The sequence below is a fragment of the Janibacter sp. GS2 genome, assembly GCF_051200835.1.
In the GTDB taxonomy this organism is placed as follows: Bacteria; Actinomycetota; Actinomycetes; order Actinomycetales; family Dermatophilaceae; genus Janibacter.
The window spans coordinates 2,668,399-2,686,150 of record NZ_CP195161.1; the positions used below are offsets into that span (position 1 = coordinate 2,668,399).

Annotated in this window: 15 protein-coding genes; 8 read left to right on the forward strand and 7 right to left on the reverse strand. The window is 71.8% G+C overall.

Going from position 1 to position 17,752, the window contains the following annotated elements:
• Positions 1–74: 74 nt before the first annotated feature.
• Genes ACR9E9_RS12820 through ACR9E9_RS12830 form a run of 3 tightly spaced genes read left to right on the forward strand, consistent with a single transcriptional unit; the run spans position 75 to position 4,056 of the window.
• Complete coding sequence (locus ACR9E9_RS12820) at positions 75–2,153, forward strand: MMPL family transporter (RefSeq protein WP_435199038.1); 2,079 nt, start codon at positions 75–77, stop codon at positions 2,151–2,153.
• The gene (locus ACR9E9_RS12825) at positions 2,150–3,427 is read left to right on the forward strand and encodes a histidine kinase (protein ID WP_435199040.1); all 1,278 of its coding nucleotides are present in this window, start codon (positions 2,150–2,152) and stop codon (positions 3,425–3,427) included. The genes ACR9E9_RS12820 and ACR9E9_RS12825 overlap by 4 nt, the downstream gene beginning before the upstream one ends.
• Positions 3,424–4,056: a response regulator gene (locus ACR9E9_RS12830; protein WP_435199042.1), complete on the forward strand. Its 633-nt coding sequence runs from the start codon at positions 3,424–3,426 to the stop codon at positions 4,054–4,056. Before ACR9E9_RS12825 ends, ACR9E9_RS12830 begins: the two co-directional genes overlap by 4 nt.
• A gap of 20 nt (positions 4,057–4,076) precedes the next feature.
• Here the strand turns inward: ACR9E9_RS12830 and ACR9E9_RS12835 are convergent, their stop codons facing one another.
• Positions 4,077–5,399 (reverse strand): uracil-xanthine permease family protein, encoded by a 1,323-nt coding sequence (locus ACR9E9_RS12835; protein ID WP_435199044.1) that lies wholly within the window; start codon positions 5,397–5,399, stop codon positions 4,077–4,079.
• Positions 5,396–6,376 carry a GNAT family N-acetyltransferase gene (locus tag ACR9E9_RS12840; protein WP_435199046.1) on the reverse strand — a complete coding sequence of 327 codons (981 nt, stop codon included), beginning with the start codon at positions 6,374–6,376 and terminating at the stop codon, positions 5,396–5,398. The genes ACR9E9_RS12835 and ACR9E9_RS12840 overlap by 4 nt, the downstream gene beginning before the upstream one ends.
• Before the next feature lie 48 nt (positions 6,377–6,424).
• On the opposite strand from ACR9E9_RS12840, the gene ACR9E9_RS12845 reads away from it, so the two are divergent.
• The gene (locus ACR9E9_RS12845; RefSeq protein WP_435199048.1) at positions 6,425–9,031 is read left to right on the forward strand and encodes a DEAD/DEAH box helicase; all 2,607 of its coding nucleotides are present in this window, start codon (positions 6,425–6,427) and stop codon (positions 9,029–9,031) included.
• Between the two features lie 7 nt (positions 9,032–9,038).
• Entirely contained in the window at positions 9,039–9,323 is a 285-nt protein-coding gene (locus ACR9E9_RS12850; protein WP_435199050.1) for a DUF4031 domain-containing protein, read from the forward strand.
• On the opposite strand, the gene ACR9E9_RS12855 is transcribed toward ACR9E9_RS12850, so the two are convergent.
• Both ACR9E9_RS12855 and ACR9E9_RS12860 read right to left on the reverse strand, forming a co-directional pair.
• Complete coding sequence (locus tag ACR9E9_RS12855; protein WP_435199052.1) at positions 9,280–9,939, reverse strand: HD domain-containing protein; 660 nt, start codon at positions 9,937–9,939, stop codon at positions 9,280–9,282. The genes ACR9E9_RS12850 and ACR9E9_RS12855 overlap by 44 nt on opposite strands.
• A 31-nt stretch (positions 9,940–9,970) precedes the next feature.
• Positions 9,971–10,849, reverse strand: coding sequence for a LysR family transcriptional regulator ArgP (locus ACR9E9_RS12860; protein ID WP_435199054.1), 879 nt, complete (start codon positions 10,847–10,849; stop codon positions 9,971–9,973).
• Positions 10,850–10,918: 69 nt separating this feature from the next.
• On the opposite strand from ACR9E9_RS12860, the gene ACR9E9_RS12865 reads away from it, so the two are divergent.
• Entirely contained in the window at positions 10,919–11,512 is a 594-nt protein-coding gene (locus tag ACR9E9_RS12865) for a LysE/ArgO family amino acid transporter (RefSeq protein WP_435199056.1), read from the forward strand.
• Position 11,513: 1 nt separating this feature from the next.
• On the opposite strand, the gene hflX is transcribed toward ACR9E9_RS12865, so the two are convergent.
• Together hflX and ACR9E9_RS12875 are read right to left on the reverse strand one after the other, a co-directional pair.
• Complete coding sequence (gene hflX / locus ACR9E9_RS12870) at positions 11,514–13,034, reverse strand: GTPase HflX (protein ID WP_435199058.1); 1,521 nt, start codon at positions 13,032–13,034, stop codon at positions 11,514–11,516.
• Between the two features lie 97 nt (positions 13,035–13,131).
• On the reverse strand, positions 13,132–13,656 hold the full coding sequence (locus tag ACR9E9_RS12875; RefSeq protein WP_435199060.1) for a cupin domain-containing protein: 525 nt from the start codon (positions 13,654–13,656) through the stop codon (positions 13,132–13,134).
• Positions 13,657–13,713: 57 nt separating this feature from the next.
• Here ACR9E9_RS12875 and ACR9E9_RS12880 point away from each other — a divergent pair, with 57 nt between their 5' ends.
• Positions 13,714–14,358: a TetR/AcrR family transcriptional regulator gene (locus ACR9E9_RS12880; RefSeq protein ID WP_435199062.1), complete on the forward strand. Its 645-nt coding sequence runs from the start codon at positions 13,714–13,716 to the stop codon at positions 14,356–14,358.
• A gap of 37 nt (positions 14,359–14,395) precedes the next feature.
• On the opposite strand, the gene ACR9E9_RS12885 is transcribed toward ACR9E9_RS12880, so the two are convergent.
• Positions 14,396–16,102 (reverse strand): glycerol-3-phosphate dehydrogenase/oxidase, encoded by a 1,707-nt coding sequence (locus ACR9E9_RS12885; protein ID WP_435199064.1) that lies wholly within the window; start codon positions 16,100–16,102, stop codon positions 14,396–14,398.
• Between the two features lie 104 nt (positions 16,103–16,206).
• Between ACR9E9_RS12885 and glpK the strand changes: the two genes are divergently transcribed.
• Entirely contained in the window at positions 16,207–17,739 is a 1,533-nt protein-coding gene (gene glpK / locus ACR9E9_RS12890; protein WP_435199066.1) for a glycerol kinase GlpK, read from the forward strand.
• Positions 17,740–17,752 lie beyond the last annotated feature (13 nt).

The window sequence follows — 17,752 nt, forward strand, 5'->3', positions numbered from 1 at the left end:
CATCGAAAGGTCGACCCAGGGACCAACCTCCCGCGCGATGTGGCGAGACCCCCCTTCGCGATGGGATGGATGCCATGACAGCGACCCTGCGCCCCCACCGTCCCGACTCCCCACCGGATGAGGCCCGTCCACCCCTCGCGCAGCGCCTGACCGGCCGCCGCGGGGCGCTCGTCGTGCTCGTCCTCGCGCTGCTGCTCGTCGGCCTCACCAGCTCCGCGCTCGGCTCCGCCGAGGCGCCCGCACGCGGTGACACCTACTCCGCGAGCGCCGAGTCCGCCGTCGTGGCCGACCAGCTCGAGACCTTCCCCGGCAGCGACGAGGCCACGGCCCTCCTCGTCGCGACGAAGGGGGACGGCGCCCGCCTGTCCGAGCAGGACCTCTCCGGCCTGGACGCGATGGCGGCCCGTCTGGGCGCCGCCGGCCATCCTTCCCCGGCGCGCGCCAGCGAGGACGGTCAGGCCGCCACGATCGCCTTCCCCATGACGGTGGGCGAGGACAGCGATGCCACCGTCGCGACGATCGCGGACCTGCGCGCCGACATCGCCCAGGACTCCCCCGACGGGATGACCGTGCAGGTCACCGGGGGTCCCGCCTTCGGCGCCGACATTACCTCCGCCTTCGACGGGGCGAACGTCACCCTGCTGGCCGTGACGATCGGTGTCGTCGCGATCCTGCTGCTCCTGACCTATCGTTCCCCCGTCCTGTGGCTCATCCCCCTGGCCGTCGTCGGCATCGCCGACCAGGTCGCCGGCACCGTGACCGCCGCCGTCGGTGAGGTGAGCGGACTCCCCTTCGACGCCGGGATCGTCTCCGTGCTCGTCTTCGGGGCCGGCACCAACTACGCCCTCCTGCTGATCTCCCGCTACCGCGAGGAGCTGCACGAGCACGAGGACCACCGCGCTGCGATGGCCATCGCCTGGCGCGCCACCGTCCCCGCCATCCTCGCGAGCAATGCCACCGTCGTCCTCGCGCTGGGCACCCTGCTGCTCGCGGCCGTCCCCGGTACCCGCGGTCTCGGTCTGGCATCGGCGGTCGGCCTCGTCATCGCCCTGCTCGCGGTGGTCCTCGTCCTGCCCGCGGCGCTTGCGGTCGTCGGCCGTCGGGTCTTCTGGCCCTTCGTCCCCCGCCCGGGTGGCGACCGGTCGCGCGACGGCGTGTGGGGCAGGATCTCGCGTGCCGTCGTCGGCCGCCCCACCGCGTACCTCGTCGGCGGTCTGGCCGTGCTCGGCGTGCTCGCCTCCGGCCTCCTCGGTGCGAGCGTGGGACTGAGCCAGGCCGACTCCTTCCGCACCGCGTCCGAGTCCGCGGACGGCCTCGTCACCGTGGACGAGCACTTCCCGGCCGGCTCCGCCGCCCCCTTCACCGTCACGACGAACGAGGGGAGCAGGGCCGTCACGATCTCCGCGCTGACGTCCGTCGAGGGGGTGACCTCCGTCGTCCCCGCCGGGAGCAACGGGGACGGCCTCGCGTGGCTCACGGTCGTCGGCGAGCCCTCCCCGGGTACGCCGGCCAGCCTCGCCCTCGCGAGCGACCTGCGCACGGCGGCCCACGACGTCACCGGTGCCGACGCGAAGGTCGGGGGTGGCTCCGCCGAGCTGCTCGACGCCCGTGCCGCTGCCGAGAGCGACCTCAAGACCGTCGTCCCGCTCATCCTCCTGGTGAACCTCGTGGTCCTCGTCCTGCTGCTGCGGGCGCTCGTGGGCCCGCTCGTGCTGTTGGTCCTCAATGCGGCCAGTGCCCTCGCCGCGATCGGGCTCGGCGCGTGGCTCGACGAGCACCTGCTCGGTCACCCGGCACTGGACGTCCAGGTCCCGCTCCTGGCCTTCCTCTTCCTCGTGGCGCTGGGGATCGACTACACGATCTTCCTCATGCACCGGGCGAAGGCGGAGACCGCCGAGCACGGCACCCGCGAGGGGGTGGCCCGCGCGGTCGCCCGCACCGGGGCGGTCATCACCAGTGCCGGCGTCGTGCTGGCCGCGGTCTTCGCCGCCCTCGGGGTGCTCCCCCTCGTCGTCCTCGGCCAGCTCGGGCTCATCGTCGGGCTCGGGGTCCTGCTCGACACGCTGCTCGTCCGCACGCTCGTCGTCCCCGCGGCCACCGCCCTCATCGGCGAGCGCTTCTGGTGGCCGGGCCGAGTAGCGTCGGGCCGGTGAGGCAGACGTCCACGGCCGCGGGGCCGCTCGCCGGGCACGACCCGTCGGCCGGTCCCGTCGGCGCGGCCACCGGGTGGTGGCTGCGTCTGGGCCAGCACGGCCTGCTCGTGGTCCTCGCCGCCGTCTGCGCCGGACGGGCCCTGGCCGACGGCACCCACCCCCTCGCCGAGCTCCTGGGCCTGGCCGTCTTCATCGGCTGGTACACCGTCGGTGTGCCGCTGGCGCGGCGCGGCGCGAGGGGCACCACGTGGTTCGTCGTGCTGGCGCTGCTCTGGGTCGGGCTCGTCCTGGTCTCCCCGGAGAACGTCTGGCTCGCCTTCCCGATCTGGCTGCTCGCCGGGCACCTCCTGCCGCTCGTCCCGGCCGTGCTCATCTCCCTCGCCGTCTACGGCGTCGTCGTGGCCGAGCCCGTGCGTCAGCTCGGGACGACGAGCTTCGCCGCCGTCATCGGGCCCCTCATCGGGATGGTCGTCGCGCTCGGGGTCGCCAAGGCCCAGCAGGCCCTCGTTCGTGACGGCGTCGAACGCCAGCAGCTCATCGCCTCGCTGTACGCGGCGCAGGAGGAGACCACGGCCCTCAGCGACGAGCTCGCGCGGGTGCAACGGGCGGAGGGCGCGACGAGCGAGCGCACGCGCCTGTCCCGGGACATCCACGACGGGATCGCCCAGGGCTTCTCTTCGATCCTCCTGCTCGCCCGAGCGGCGCTCGCCGAGGAGGACCGCGACCGGCTGCGCGAGATCCTCACGCACGTGGAGGACGGGGCCGCGGCCGGGCTCGAGGAGTCGCGCCGCGTCGTCGGTGCGCTCGCGCCCGCTGACCTGGACGAAGGGAGCCTGCCCGGCGCCCTCCGGCGCGTCACCGACCGTTTCGCCGAGGAGTCGGGGGTCGCGGCACGAGTCGTCGTCGCGGGGATGCTCGCGCCCGTGCCCACCACGGCGGAGGTCACGCTGCTGCGTTGCGTCCAGGGGGCGCTGGCCAATGTGCGCACCCACGCGGGGGCCACCGAGGTCGTCGTCAGCCTCGAGGCGACCGCGGACGCGGTCCGGGTCGATGTCGTCGACGACGGCCGGGGGTTCGACGCCGCAGCCTGGTGGGCGGCCTCCCCCGGGTCTCCCGGCTCTCCCCGTGAGGGCGGCTACGGGCTGCGGGCCACCCGGGCCCGCCTGCACGAGGTGGGCGGCGGCCTGGCCATCGAGTCCGCCCCCGGCGAGGGGACCGCCGTCTCGGCATGGATCCCGTTGCCCCACAGGACACCAGGGAGGACAGGGACATGAGCGGCCGTGTCGTCAGCGTCGTCGTCGTGGAGGACCACCCGGTGACCCGGATGGGGATCGTCACCCTGCTCGGGCAGGACGAGCGGCTGCGGGTCGCCGGGCAGGCGGGCACCGGGGAGGAGGCCCTCGCCGTCGTCGAACGCGCCCGGCCCGACGTCGTCGTCACCGACCTGCGCCTCGGTGACGGGATGGACGGGGTCGGGGTGACGACCGCCCTTCGCACCCGCCGCGCGGCGCCCGCCGTCCTCGTGCTGACCACCTACGACACCGACCGGGACATCGTCCGCGCGGTCGAGGCCGGGGCCACCGGGTACCTGCTCAAGGACGCCGACCCCGGCGACATCGTCGGCGCCGTGGTCCGAGCGGCCGCCGGCGAGACCGTCCTGTCCCCCGCCCTCGCCCAGCGGGTGGTCGCCCGGATGGGACGCCCGCGCGCCGATCTCTCGACGCGCGAGGTGGAGGTCCTCGCCGCCGTCGCCACCGGGCTGGGCAACCGCGAGATCGCCCGGTCGCTCTTCATCTCCGAGGCGACGGTCAAGACCCACCTCGTGCACGCCTTCACGAAGCTGGACGTCGACTCGCGCACCGCGGCCGTGGCGCGCGCACGCGAGGAGGGTCTGCTCCCCTGAGCCGCGCTACCGGGCCGCGCTCACGCGTGGTCCCGCTCCGGGGCGACGGCGGGGCGCAGCGGGTCCGGGACGGCATGCGTGATGAGGTTGAGCGCCCGCATGAGGTGGAAGGCCACGAGCGCGGCCCCGGTGCCCAGGGCGATGCCGGCGAACTGCAGGTCCCCGATCGTCCACGTGTAGTCGGCGATGCCGATGATCAGCGCGACGGCACCGGTCATGAGGTTGATCGGGTTGCCGAAGTCCACCCTGGCCTCGATCCAGATCTTCGCTCCGAGCAGCCCGATCATGCCGTAGAGGACGGTCCCGGCCCCGCCGAGCACACCCTGGGGAACGGTGGCGATGGCCTCGCCGAACTTCGGGGAGAAGGACAGCAGGAGCGCCACCAGCGCCGCGACCCAGTAGGCGGCCGTGGAGTAGACGCGGGTTGCGGCCATGACGCCGATGTTCTCCGCGTAGGTCGTCGTGCCCGAACCGCCCCCGGAGCCGGCGAGCGTGGTCGCGAGTCCGTCGGCGATGAGCGCCCGACCGGTGACCGGGTCGAGGTCCTCCCCGGTCATCGACGCGACCGATCGCACGTGGCCGACGTTCTCCGCGACGAGGACGAGCACCACGGGGATGAAGAGCCCGATGACGGCGACGTCGAAGTGGGGCGCGGTGAAGCTCGGCAGGCCGACCCAGCCCACGGCCTCCACCTGCGCGAAGTCGACCTCGCCGCGGACGAGCGCGGTGACGTAGCCGGCCGCCACACCGACGAGGATCGCGATGCGGGAGAGCAGCGTGCGGGTCGCGACGGTGACGAAGAGGATGACGACGACGGTGACCAGGCCGGTCACCGGCGAGGCCATGAAGTTGTCCTTGGCGCTCGGCGCGAGGTTGAGTCCGATGAGCGCGACGATCGCGCCGGTGACCATCGGGGGCATGACGGCCCGCAGCCACCGGTCCCCGGCGAGCTGGACGAGGACGCCGAGGGCCGCGAGGGTCAGGCCCGCGAGCACGACACCACCGAGGGCGGTCGGCAGGTCGTGGCTCTTCGTCGCCGCCGTCAACGGAGCGATGAAGGCGAAGGAGCTGCCGAGGTAGCTCGGCACGCGCCCGGCCGTGATGAGCAGGAAGAGCATCGTGCCCACGCCGCTGAAGAAGAGCGTGGTCGCGGGAGGCAGGTCGGTCAGGAGGGGCACGAGGAAGGTCGCCCCGAACATGGCCACCACGTGCTGCGCCCCGAGTCCGATGGTCCTGCCCCACGAGAGTCGCTCGCCGGGCAGCACGACCTCGTCGGGACGCACCGTCCGGCCGTCACCGTGGAGCGTCCAGCCCAGACCGAAGGGAGCGCGGGCGCCGCTCACAGGGACCGCGCCATGATCACGCCGTCACGGTCGTCGCCGGGCGCGACCCGGACGGCCCCGGGCACGCGCCCGACCTCCGTGTAGCCGAAGCGGGTGTAGAACTCGCCGAGCCCGGTACCTCCGCGGTAGTCGAGGGTCACCAGCTCGAGGCCCCGCTCCCGGGCAGCTCGGTGCAGGCCGGCGAGCAGCAGCGCACCGAAGTTGGTGCCCCGACGGGCCGGGTCGGTCATCACCCGCTCGAGCGTTGCGCTGTGGGCCATGAGTGCTCCGGTCGAGCCGACGACGAAACCGAAGCCGAGCAGCTCGCCGAGCGGGGAGTTCAGGGCGACGCACACGGAGTCGCCCTGCTCCAGTCGGGCGACGTAGCCGTCGAGCACCGGGACGACGTCCTCGGCGGTGGCTCCGGGCAGGAAGCCGACCGCCCCTCCGGCGTCATTGACGCCCACCCACATCGAGAGCATCGCCTCCCGAGCGCGCGGCGGGATCCGGTCGACGACGCGGACGTACGGCAGCTCGAGGACCTGCCACTCGTCCTCGTCGACGACGTGGTCGAGGTCGCTCACGTGCTCCATCCCCGCGGACTCGGCGACGAAGCGGGTGGCGATGTCCTCCGGGGCGACCCGGATGCGCACCGGCAGGTCCGGCAGGAACTCCATGGCGTGCGCCGCGACGAGCCGCAACGCGGCCGAGGCGAGGTCGTCGCCCCCTTCGCGCTCGAGGACGCGCAGGGTGAGCCGGATGAACTCGGCACCGGCCCGCAACCCGACGAACCCGACGCGCGCCCCCTGCTCGTCGCGGATGATCCACGTCCCGAAGCCGTGGGTGTCCCAGTGCTCGCGCCAGGCGGCGACGATCTCCACGGGCCGCTCCGCGCTCGCGGGCACGCCCATGAGCGCGGCCACGAGCACGACGTCATCGGGAACCGGAGGGTCCAGGGACAGGATGGGGCTGCTGATCGACCGGGGAATCGAGTTCACCGGGCCATGGTGCACCACCCCCGCCGGCGCTGGGACGATGGGCACACGATGACGTCACCCACCTCTGCTCCCGTCCGCCTGCCTGCTCCCCTCTCCGTGCCCGTCGGGACCGACCCCGACGAGGTCTTCGCCCGGTTCTCCGCCTGGTCGGCGGACCGCGGGCTGAGCCTCTACCCGCACCAGGAGGAGGCCGTCATGGCCCTGCTCGGGGACGACCACGTCGTCCTCGCGACGCCCACGGGATCGGGCAAGTCGCTCGTGGCCACCGGCGCCATCGCGCACGCCCTGGCCCAGGACAAGGTCGCCTTCTACACGGCCCCGATCAAGGCCCTCGTGAGCGAGAAGTTCTTCGACCTCTGTGCCGTCTTCGGCGCGGACAACGTCGGCATGCTCACCGGCGATGCCTCGGTCAACGCCGACGCGCCGGTCATCGTGTGCACGGCCGAGGTCCTCGCCAACCTCGCCCTGCGCGAAGGGAGGGACGCCGATGTCGGTCTCGTCGTCATGGACGAGTTCCACTACTACGCCGAGCCGGAGCGGGGCTGGGCCTGGCAGGTGCCCCTGCTGGAGCTGCCACAGGCACAGATGCTGCTGATGTCCGCCACCCTCGGCGACACCCGTGCCATCGAGGAGGACCTGGTCGAGCGCACCGACCGGGACGTCGTCGTCGTGGACGAAGCAGAGCGTCCCGTCCCGCTGACCTTCAGCTGGGCGCTCACCCCGCTGCAGGAGACGATCGAGGAGATCCTCGAGTGGCGGCGGGCCCCCGTCTACGTCGTCCACCAGACCCAGGCGAAGGCCTCCGAGCACGCGCGTCTGCTGCAGACCCTCAAGCTGCTCACCCCGGACGAGAAGCAGGCCATCGCCGACCGTCTCGGCGACTTCCGCTTCTCCGCGGGCTTCGGCCGGGTCCTCTCGGGGATGCTGCGCCGTGGCGTCGGCGTGCACCACGCGGGGATGCTCCCGCGCTACCGCCGCCTCGTCGAGCAGCTCGCCCAGGCGGGCCTGCTCAAGGTGATCTGCGGGACGGACACCCTCGGTGTCGGCATCAACGTCCCGATCCGCACCGTCCTGTTCACCTCGCTGACGAAGTTCGACGGGTCCCGCCACCGCGTGCTCCGGGTGCGCGAGTTCCTCCAGATCGCCGGACGGGCCGGCCGCGCCGGGTACGACACCGAGGGATATGTCGTGGTCCAGGCCCCCGAGCACGTCATCGACAACCACCGTGCGCTGGCCAAGGCGGGCGACGACGAGAAGAAGCGCAAGAAGGTCCAGCGCAAGAAGGCCCCGGAGGGCTTCGTCGTGTGGACCGAGGACACCTTCACCAAGCTGACGACCAGTGCGCCGGAGACCCTGAAGTCGCGGATGAAGGTCGACAACTCGATGATCCTCGGCGTCCTCGCCCGGCCAGGCGACCCGGTGGCCGCCCTCTCCCGGCTGACCAGGGACAACCACGAGGACACGAGGGGCAGGACCCGCCTCGCCCGTCGTGCCGTCCGCCTCGGGCGCAGCCTCCTCGACTCCGGGGTGCTGGAGCGCCTCCCCGAGCCGGACGAGACCGGCAGGACGGTGACGCTCACCGTGGACCTGCCGAAGGACTTCGCGCTCAACCAGCCGCTGGCCCCCTTCGCCCTGGCCGCCCTCGACCTGCTCGACCCCGATGACCCGAACCACGCCCTCGACGTCGTCTCGACGATCGAGGCGGTGCTCGAGTCCCCCCGCGCCATCCTCATGGCGCAGCAGCACGCCGCGCGCGGCGATGCCATCGGGGAGATGAAGGCCGATGGCATCGAGTACGAGGAGCGGATGAAGCTGCTCGAGGAGATCACCTGGCCGCAGCCGCTCGCCGAGGACCTCGCCGCCGCCTTCGAGACCTACCGACAGACCCACCCGTGGCTGCCGGAGGAGGCCCTCGTCCCGAAGTCGATCGTGCGACTGATGTGGCAGGAGGGGATGTCCTTCGCCGACTTCGTGCGCCGCTTCCAGCTCGGCCCGCGCGAGGGACTCGTCCTGCGCTACCTCACCGATGCCTACCGCACCCTCACCCGCACCGTGCCCGAGGCACACTCCTCACCCGCCCTCGAGGAGATCATCGACTGGCTCGGCGAGACCGTGCGCCAGACCGACTCCTCGCTGCTCGACGAGTGGGAGGCGCTCGCCCACCCGGAGTCCGCCGCCGACCTCGTCCGGGGACGGGAGGAGGCACCCCCACCGCGACCGCTCACCGCACGGACCGGCCCCTTCCGGGCGATGGTCCGCGGCGCGCTGTGGCAGCGGGTCGAACGCTGCTCGCGCGATGACCTCGGCGCCCTGGCCGCGATCGAGGTGGCGGCGGCCGAGCTCGCCGATGACGACCGCTCCCCCGTCATGCGCCGCGACGACTGGGACGTCGCCCTCGGGGACTACTGGGAGGAGCACGACCGGATCGCCACCGACCAGGACGCCCGCGGCCCGCACCACCTGCACATCGAGGAGGCGAGCGGTCCACCACCGGGCCTCGATGACGCCGAGGACGTGCGGCTGTGGCTGGTGCGCCAGACCCTGGCCGACCCTGCCGGCGACCACGACTGGATCATCGAGGCGAGCGTCGACCTCGACGCCTCGGACCGCGTGGGTGAGGCCGTCGTCCTCGCCACCGACCTGCGGAGGATGTGAGCCGACGATGATCCTCGTCGATCCGCCGACGTGGCCGGGCTGGGGACGTACGTGGAGCCACCTCGTCTCGGACTCGACCCTCGAGGAGCTGCACGAGTTCGCCGGGCGGGTGGGCGTGCCGCGCAGGCTCTTCGACGAGGACCACTACGACGTGCCGATCGACCGCTACGACGAGGTCGTCGCTGCGGGGGCGCACGAGGTGAGCGGCCGCGAGCTGATCCGTCGGCTGCGGGCCAGCGGCCTGCGGATCACCCGTGCCCAGCGAGCCGGTCGAGCTCACGGGCGAGGTTGACCCGCGCGCGCTGCGTCCAGTGGGCGTGGGCGTGCTCGGTGAGGTAGAGCCGCTCCCGGGTGGCGAAGGGGGTCAGCACCGCGGTCCGTCCGCGAGCGAAGTCCGCGCGCGGCACCATCCGGTACTCCAGGCGCACCTGATGGCAGTAGGCGTCGAAGCGCTCCGTCGGTGACGCGAGGATCCACAGGTCCGCGTCGTGGAAGGCGAGCGTCGCCGGGTCCCGTGTCGTCATCTCGTGGGTCGCGCTCTCCCGGACGAGACGCACGACCTCGGCCACGACCTCCTCGGGCAGGCCGAGCAGCGGCAACCGCTGCTGTGCCAGGGCTGCCGAGGCCTCCTCATTGACCCCTGCGGCGACTCCGGCGTCGTAGACGGCGTCGTGGTACCAGGCGACCAGACCTGCCAGGTGCCGGTCACGGGCGGGGAGGTCGCCCCCTTCGGACAGCTCGTCCAGGGCCGCGAGGACCTCGGCGAGGTGCACCGCGTCGTGGTAGGCCCGGTGGTCCTCGAGCCAGCGATCGAGCAGGTCCGTCCCCTCCGCCGCGACGCGGTCGCGGTCCGGGGCCGCGCACAGGGCGGCGACATCGGCCCGCCATCGACTCCTCAGGGTGTCCACCTGTGCGATTGTGCCCGACGGACGCCCGGGCTCAGGGCCGACGCACGGGTCGCAGCCCTCGAGCGGCCCCGTGCACCGCCACGCTCAGCCGGGTGATCCGGGGCGTCTGCAGGGTCCAGACCTGCCAGTAGAGGGGGACGTCCCGGTGCGCCCGGGATCGCAGCAGGACCAGGCGCCCGGTCTCGAGGTCGTCGCCGAGCTGGGTCTCGGGCACCATCGCCCACCCGAGCCCCGCGCGGACCGCGGCGACGAATCCTTGCGAGGAGGGCACCTGCGACGTCGGCGGCGAGCTCGTCACCCCGAGGTCGTGCAGGACACCGGTCTGGAGAGCGTCCTTGGTGTTGAAGCGGAGCACGGGCATCGTCGACCACGCGTAGCCGCGACCGAGCGCGTACCGGTCGGCCAGCGCCGCCGAGGCGACCGGCAGGTAGCGCATGGCCCCGAGCGCCTCCGTGCGGCAACCGGCGACCGGTACCGGGTCCGCGGTCACCGCGCCGACGACCCCGCCCCGCCGCAGGTGGTCGGCGCTGTACTCCTCGTCCTCGACCTCCAGCTGGAGCCGGGTGTCCGTCCACCCCGCGGCCACACCGAGGACCGGCTCGAACCACGTGGCGAGCGAGTCCGCATTGACGGCGACGGGCAGGTCGACGGCCCCGCCCCCTTCGCCCAGCTCCAGCCGGACGTCCTCCTCGAGGAGGACCATCTGCCGGGCCGCGCGCACGAGCGTCTCCCCCGCCGGCGTCGCTCGGCAAGGGGTGGCGCGCTCGACGAGCACCCGACCGGTGTCGCGCTCCAGCCCCTTGATGCGCTGGCTCACCGCCGAGGGGGTGACGTGCAGGGACCGGGCCGCTGCATCGAAGGTTCCGTGGTCGACGACGGCGAGGAGTGCCCGGAGCTGGTCGAGGTGCATGAAGCAACTCTAATGATCCTGCAGAATCATTCGCTGGGCTTGTGCTCATCGTGGGTCTAGCGTCGAGCTGTGCTCCTCACCGCCTTCGCCGGGATGCTGACCGGCCTCGCCCTGATCATCGCCATCGGCGCCCAGAACGCCTTCGTCCTGCGACAGGGCATCCGACGGGAGCACCTGCTACCGGTCGTGCTCATCTGCATCACGGCAGATGCCGCCCTGATCGGCCTGGGCACGGCCGGAGTCGGCGCCGTCGTGAGCGGCCACCCCGCTCTCGTCCGGGTCGTGACGTGGGCCGGGGCGGTCTACCTCGTCGCCTACGGCCTGCTCGCCCTGCGGCGGGCGACCCGACCGACGGGTCTGACCGCGACGGCACCCGCCTCCCGCGGGTCGGTGGTGCTCACCACGCTGGCCCTCACCCTGCTCAACCCGCACGTCTACCTCGACACCGTGCTCATGCTCGGGTCGATCGCCAATGGCTTCGGGGAGGAGCGCTGGACCTTCGCGGGAGGGGCGATGGTGGGCAGCGCCGTGTGGTTCATCGGGCTGGGGCTGGGCGCGCGGGCCCTCGCGACCCCCTTGTCCCGGCCCCGCACGTGGCGGGTCCTGGACGGCGTCATCGGGGTGACGATGATCGCCCTGGCCGTGCGGTTGGCGGCCCTGTGAGTCAGGCCGTCGTCGCGACGAAGGGCGCCAGCTCGGCGGCGAGGCCGTCGTGCACCTTCGCCCGGATCCGGGTGCCCTCGCCGACGTGCTCCTCGACGAGGATCTTCGCCTCGTCGTGGAGTCGGCTCACGAGGTCGCCGCGCGCATAGGGCACGAGGACCTCGACGTCGATGTCCGGCTTGGGCAGCTCATCGGCCACGAGGGCGAGCAGCTCGGGCACGCCCGCGCCGGTGCGGGCGGAGACGGCGATCGAGTGCTTCTCGTGGCGCAGGATGCGCTCGACCACCTCGGGGTCGGCTGCGTCGACCTTGTTGATGACGACGACCTCCCTGACGTCGGTCGCCTCGACATCGGCGAGCACGGCGCGCACCGCCGAGATCTGACCCTCGGGATCGGGGTGCGACCCGTCGACGACGTGCAGGAGGAGGTCGGCGTCGGACACCTCCTCCAGGGTGGACCGGAAGGCCTCGACGAGCTGGTGCGGCAGCGCCCGGACGAATCCGACGGTGTCGGTGAGCGTGTACTCGCGCCCGTCATCGGTCTCGGCCCGACGCACGGTCGTGTCGAGGGTGGCGAAGAGCTGGTTGTCGACGAGCACGCCGGCGTGGGTCAGGCGGTTGAGCAGGGTCGACTTGCCGGCATTGGTGTACCCGGCGATGGCGACGGCGGGGACCCCGTGGCTGATGCGGGCCGAGCGCCGGGTGTCTCGGTGGGTCTTCATCCCCGACAGCTCACGCTTGAGCTTGGCGATCCGGGAGTGGATGCGGCGGCGGTCGAGCTCGATCTTCGTCTCACCGGGGCCACGAGAGCCCATCCCCTGACCACCGGCCGCCTGGCCACCGGCCTGCCGGGACATCGAGTCACCCCAGCCGCGCAGGCGGGGCAGGAGGTACTGCAGCTGGGCCAGCTCGACCTGGGCCTTGCCCTCCCGGGACTTCGCGTGCTGGGCGAAGATGTCGAGGATCAGCGCGGTCCGGTCGATGACCTTGACCTTGACGACGTCCTCGAGGGCGCGCCGCTGGCTCGGGGCGAGCTCGGCGTCGCAGATGACGGTGTCGGCTCCCTCTGCCATGACGATCTCGCGCAGCTCGGCGGCCTTGCCGGAGCCGAGGTAGGTCCCCGGGTCGGGGTTCTGCCGGCGCTGCAGGACCCCCTCGAGCACGTCGGAACCGGCTGTCTCGGCCAGGGCGGCGAGCTCACGCAGGGAGTTCTCCGCGTCGGCCACGGTCCCGTCGGTCCACACCGACGCGAGGACGACCCGCTCGAGCCGCAGCTGGCGGTACTCGACCTCGGTGATGTCCTCGAGCTCGGTGGACAGTCCGTGGACACGGCGAAGGGCGGTCCGCTCCTCGCGGTCCAGCTGGTCACCGTCGTGGGAGTCGTGGGACGCACCCCCACGATCGGCTCCTGCCAGCGCCGGGGCGCGGCGCGAGAGCACTCTGTCGATGGTCGAGTCGAGTGCGCTCGAGTCGTCCTGCTCGTCGTCGTGGTCGGTGCCGTCGCTGCGCAGTGGTTCTGTCATGTTCTCCTCAGGGTCTCATCAGGGAACGCCTCTCGGCCACCGAATAGTCCCGTCCCGGGTCGGCGGCGCACGGACTGCAGGGCTGGGGCCATCAGAACTACTCGGGCAGCGGAGGCCCGACCACCTCAAGTCCGTAACGCGGGCCGATCTCGGCCCATCGCGGGATCTCGACCTCCGGCGTCAGTCCGTCCGGTCCCGGCAGTCGCAACTCGAGCGCCGGGATCCCGATCTCGTCGTAGAGGCCGAACAAGCCTCCGGGTGCGGCCAGGGCGAGGAAGCGGGCCGGGGCGTCACCGCGGATACGGAAGGCGTGCGGTACGCCGCGTGGAAGAAACAGGAAGCATCCGGCATACAGCTCGAAGAGTTCGTCGCCTGCCCGGTAATCGACCTGTCCGTCAAGGAGGAAGAAGGCTTCGGCCTCACGAGTGTGCCGATGCAGCGGCGTCGCGACGCCGACGGGCTGCGTCACCAGGGCGACGTCCAGCGATCCGCCGCTCTCGGGTGCCTCGATCAGATGCTCGAACAGGGACGCCATCGCCCACGTGCCCCGAGCGGAGCCGGGTTCACGCATGACCACGCGAGGCTGGTCACGGTGCTCTGGGCGCTTCGACTCGGTCGTCATGGCGACACCCACATATTCGTCCGAAGGGACTTCGACTGAATTGATACGCTACGCCGCATGAGTGATCCGGTCAAGAGACGGCGCTACGATTCGCCGGCACGCAGGGCGGCCGCCGACGACACCCGCCGCGCCGTCCTGGGTGCCGCCCGCGACCTGTTCATCAGCCGGGGCTGGGCCGGAACATTGGTGACCGAGGTGGCCAGGTCGGCCGGCGTCTCGGTCGACACGGTATACACCAGCGTCGGTCGCAAGCCGGAGCTGCTCCTGGCAGTCCACGACAACGAGCTGGCCGAGGGAGCCGGGCCCCTGCCCGCCGGAGAGCGTGCCTACGTGGCTGCGGTGCGGTCCTCGTCCACGGCCCGCGGCATGATCGAGACGTACGCTGAGGCGCTCAGTCGGCTCCTGCCCTGCACCGTCCCGCTGCTCTTGGCCCTGCGCGAGGCGGGTGACAGTGACCCAGCCTGTCGCGACCTCTACGCCGCGGTCTCGGCCAGGCGGGCTGCCAACATGCGCCTCTTCGCCGCCGACCTGCGCGCAACCGGGCAGCTGCGGGCAGGCCTCGACGATGACTGGGTCGCCGACCTCGTGTGGTCGATGAACGGCCCCGAGTACTTCGAGCTGATCACCTCACGCGGGCTCGACCCGACGGACTACGCACAGCTGTTGACCCGGGTCTGGGTCTCCACCCTCGTGCGGGAGTGACCTCGGCGGACGCGACGGCGAGGCCTCCCGACGCCGATCAGCCCTTGGCCAGGGTCCGGATGTCGGTGGCCTCGGTGCGTTCGGCGTCTGCCCGCTCGTCCTCGGTCATCTGCTGGGAGTCGATCTCGGCCTGCACGCGGCGCAGGTAGTGCTGCACCTCCGAGTCGGTGCGCTCCTCGTCCCACCCGAGCTCCGCCGCGAGGACGGGCCCGGCGGCCCGAGCGGCCTCGACACCACGGTCGGTGGTCTCGATGGAGATCCGGGTCCGACGGGTGAGGAGGTCGTGGAGGTGCACCGTCGCCTCGTGACGGGCGGCGTACACGACCTCGACCGTGAGGTACTCCTCGGCTCCGGGCAGCGGCTCGGCCAGCGAGCGGTCCTCGTCGATGAGGGCGAAGAGCTCCTCCGCGAGCGAGCCGTAGCGATCGAGCAGGTGGGTGATCCGCCAGGCCGGCAGGTCGTGCCTCCGGCTGAGGACGTCGAGCTGGTTGACCAGCGCCTGGTAGCCCTCGGCCCCGACGAGCGGGATGTGCTCGGTCACGCTGTCCGGAACCCCGGCCGACAGGTCCTCGCGGGCCGCGTCGACACCGTCCCGGGCCATGACGCGGTAGGTCGTGTACTTGCCGCCGGCGATCGAGATCAGACCCGGCTGGGGCCGGGCCACGGCGTGCTCCCGGCTGAGCTGCGAGGACTCCTCCGACTCACCGGCGAGGAGCGGGCGCAGACCGGCGTAGACGCCCTGGATGTCCTCACGCGTCAGCGGCGTCAGCAGGACGCCGTTGATCTGGTCGAGGATGTAGTCGATGTCCGCCGAGGTGGCCGCGGGGTGCGCCCTGGACAGGTTCCAGTCCGTGTCGGTCGTGCCGATGATCCAGTGGGTGTTCCACGGGATGCAAAACAGGACCGAGGACTCGGTCCGCAGGATCAGGCCGGTCTCGGAGTTGATCCGGTCGCGGGCGACGACGAGGTGGACTCCCTTGCTCGCCCGCACGTGGAAGCGACCCCGACCGCCCGCCATCCGCTGGATGTCGTCGGTCCACACACCGGTGCAGTTGATGACGACGGAGGCCTTGACCTCGACCTCGTTGCCGGTCTCGACGTCAAGGACCTTCGCACCGACGACCCGCTCCCCCGCGTGGAGGAGCCCGGTGACCTTGGCCGAGTTGAGCACCGTGGCGCCGTAGGCGGCGGCCGTGCGCACGACGGTCAGGGTGTGGCGGGCGTCGTCGCACTGGGCGTCGTGGTACAGCAGTCCACCGTGGTGAGCCGAGGGCTTCAGGCCCGGCGCGATGCGGCGCACACCCCCCTTCGTCATCTGCTTGGTGCGCGGCACCGACCGACCGCCACCCATCGTGTCGTAGAGGGTCAGCCCGGCGGTGACGTAGGGCCGCTCCCAGATCGGGTGACTCAGCGGGTAGAGGAAGGAGACCGGCTTGACGAGGTGCGGCGCGATCCGGGTGAGCATGAGCTCACGCTCCTTGAGCGCCTCCCGCACGAGACCGAAGTTCAGCTGCTCGAGATAGCGGACACCGCCGTGGAAGAGCTTGCTCGAGCGGGAGGAGGTGCCGGAGGCGAAGTCGCGCTGCTCGACGAGCGCGACCTTCAACCCCCGGGTGGCCGCGTCCAGGGCCACGCCGGCGCCGGTCACGCCGCCTCCGACCACGAGGACGTCGAGGTCCTCCTCGGCGATGCGGCGCCACGCCGCGTCACGCTGTGCGGCATCGAGCGGGGTCGCGACGGGCATGCATCCTCCGGGGTTCGCTGTGACGAAGGGAGCCGGTGTCCCTCCGCCCCAACGGTACGTGGCTACGGCCTGAGCCCGTGAGCGAGACCTGAGAAGATGCCGTCATGAGCACTCCGACGACGTACGTGCTGGCGATCGACCAGGGAACGACGAGCACCAGGGCCATCGTGTTCGACCGCGAGGGGCAGGTCATCTCGAGCGACCAGCTCGAGCACGAGCAGATCTTCCCGCGCGCAGGGTGGGTCGAGCACGACGCGCTGGAGATCTGGCACAACACCCGTCGGGTCATCGGCGGCGCGCTCGGCAAGGCCAACCTCAACAGCGGACACATCGCGGCACTCGGGATCACCAACCAGCGGGAGACGACCGTGGTCTGGGAGAAGGCCACCGGGCAGCCGATCCACAATGCCATCGTCTGGCAGGACACCCGGACGCAGGCGCTGGTCGACTCCCTGGCGCAGGACGGGGGAACCGAGCGCTTCAAGGACGTGTGCGGGCTGCCGCTCGCGACCTACTTCGCCGGTCCGAAGATCGCCTGGATCCTCGATCACGTCGAGGGTGCCCGGGAGCGGGCCGAGGCCGGCGAGCTGCTCGCCGGGACGATGGACACGTGGGTGCTGTGGAACCTCACCGGGGGCGGCGAGAACGACGGGGTCCACGTCACCGACGTGACAAATGCCTCCCGCACCATGCTCATGGACCTGCGTGCACTGGCTTGGGACGAGGCGTCCTGCGAGGCCATCGGGGTGCCGATGCAGCTGTTGCCGCAGATCCGCTCCTCGTCGGAGGTCTACGGCGAGTGCCAGCCGGGTGTGCTCAACGGCACGCCGGTCGCCGGCATCCTCGGCGACCAGCATGCGGCGACCTTCGGACAGGCCTGCCTGCAGCCGGGGACGGCGAAGAACACCTACGGCACGGGCAACTTCATGCTGCTCAACACCGGCACAGAGATCGTCACGAGCGAGAACGGCCTGCTCACCACCGTCTGCTACCAGCTCGGTGAGGAGGAGGCGGTCTACGCGCTCGAGGGATCCATCGCGGTGACCGGGTCCCTCGTGCAGTGGCTGCGGGACAACCTCGGACTGATCAAGGACGCGCCGGAGGTGGAGCAGCTCGCCGCGAGCGTCGAGGACAACGGTGGCGTCTACTTCGTCCCGGCCTTCTCCGGACTCTTCGCACCGCACTGGCGGCCGGACGCCCGGGGAGCGATCGTCGGGCTCACGCGCTTCGCCAACAAGGGGCACATCGCCCGGGCGGCGCTGGAATCGACCGCCTACCAGACCAAGGACGTCCTCGACGCGATGCAGGAGGACGCCGAGCGGGCCGGTGGGCGGCTGACCGAGCTCAAGGTCGACGGTGGCATGGTCGCCAACGAGACCCTCATGCAGTTCCAGGCGGACGTGCTCGGGGTGGACGTCGTGCGGCCGAAGATCGCCGAGACCACAGCCCTGGGTGCGGCCTATGCCGCCGGGCTCGCGATCGGCTACTGGGCGTCGACGGACGAGATCGTCGACAACTGGTCCGAGGACGTGAGGTGGACCCCGCAGATGGACACCGACGAAGTCGCCCGGTTGCATCGCAACTGGACCAAGGCGATCAGCAAGACGCTCGACTGGGTCGACGAGGACGTGGTCTGAGCACTCCGTCGGG

Bases quoted from the DNA above. Each gene is read 5' to 3' on its own strand.
- ACR9E9_RS12820 (WP_435199038.1), top strand. From the start codon at position 75: ATGACAGCGACCCTGCGCCCCCACCGTCCCGACTCCCCACCGGATGAG.
- ACR9E9_RS12830 (WP_435199042.1), top strand. From the start codon at position 3,424: ATGAGCGGCCGTGTCGTCAGCGTCGTCGTCGTGGAGGACCACCCGGTG.
- ACR9E9_RS12845 (WP_435199048.1), top strand. From the start codon at position 6,425: ATGACGTCACCCACCTCTGCTCCCGTCCGCCTGCCTGCTCCCCTCTCC.
- ACR9E9_RS12850 (WP_435199050.1), top strand. From the start codon at position 9,039: ATGATCCTCGTCGATCCGCCGACGTGGCCGGGCTGGGGACGTACGTGG.
- ACR9E9_RS12860 (WP_435199054.1), bottom strand. From the start codon at position 10,849: ATGCACCTCGACCAGCTCCGGGCACTCCTCGCCGTCGTCGACCACGGA.
- hflX (WP_435199058.1), bottom strand. From the start codon at position 13,034: ATGACAGAACCACTGCGCAGCGACGGCACCGACCACGACGACGAGCAG.
- ACR9E9_RS12875 (WP_435199060.1), bottom strand. From the start codon at position 13,656: ATGACGACCGAGTCGAAGCGCCCAGAGCACCGTGACCAGCCTCGCGTG.
- ACR9E9_RS12880 (WP_435199062.1), top strand. From the start codon at position 13,714: ATGAGTGATCCGGTCAAGAGACGGCGCTACGATTCGCCGGCACGCAGG.
- ACR9E9_RS12885 (WP_435199064.1), bottom strand. From the start codon at position 16,102: ATGCCCGTCGCGACCCCGCTCGATGCCGCACAGCGTGACGCGGCGTGG.
- glpK (WP_435199066.1), top strand. From the start codon at position 16,207: ATGAGCACTCCGACGACGTACGTGCTGGCGATCGACCAGGGAACGACG.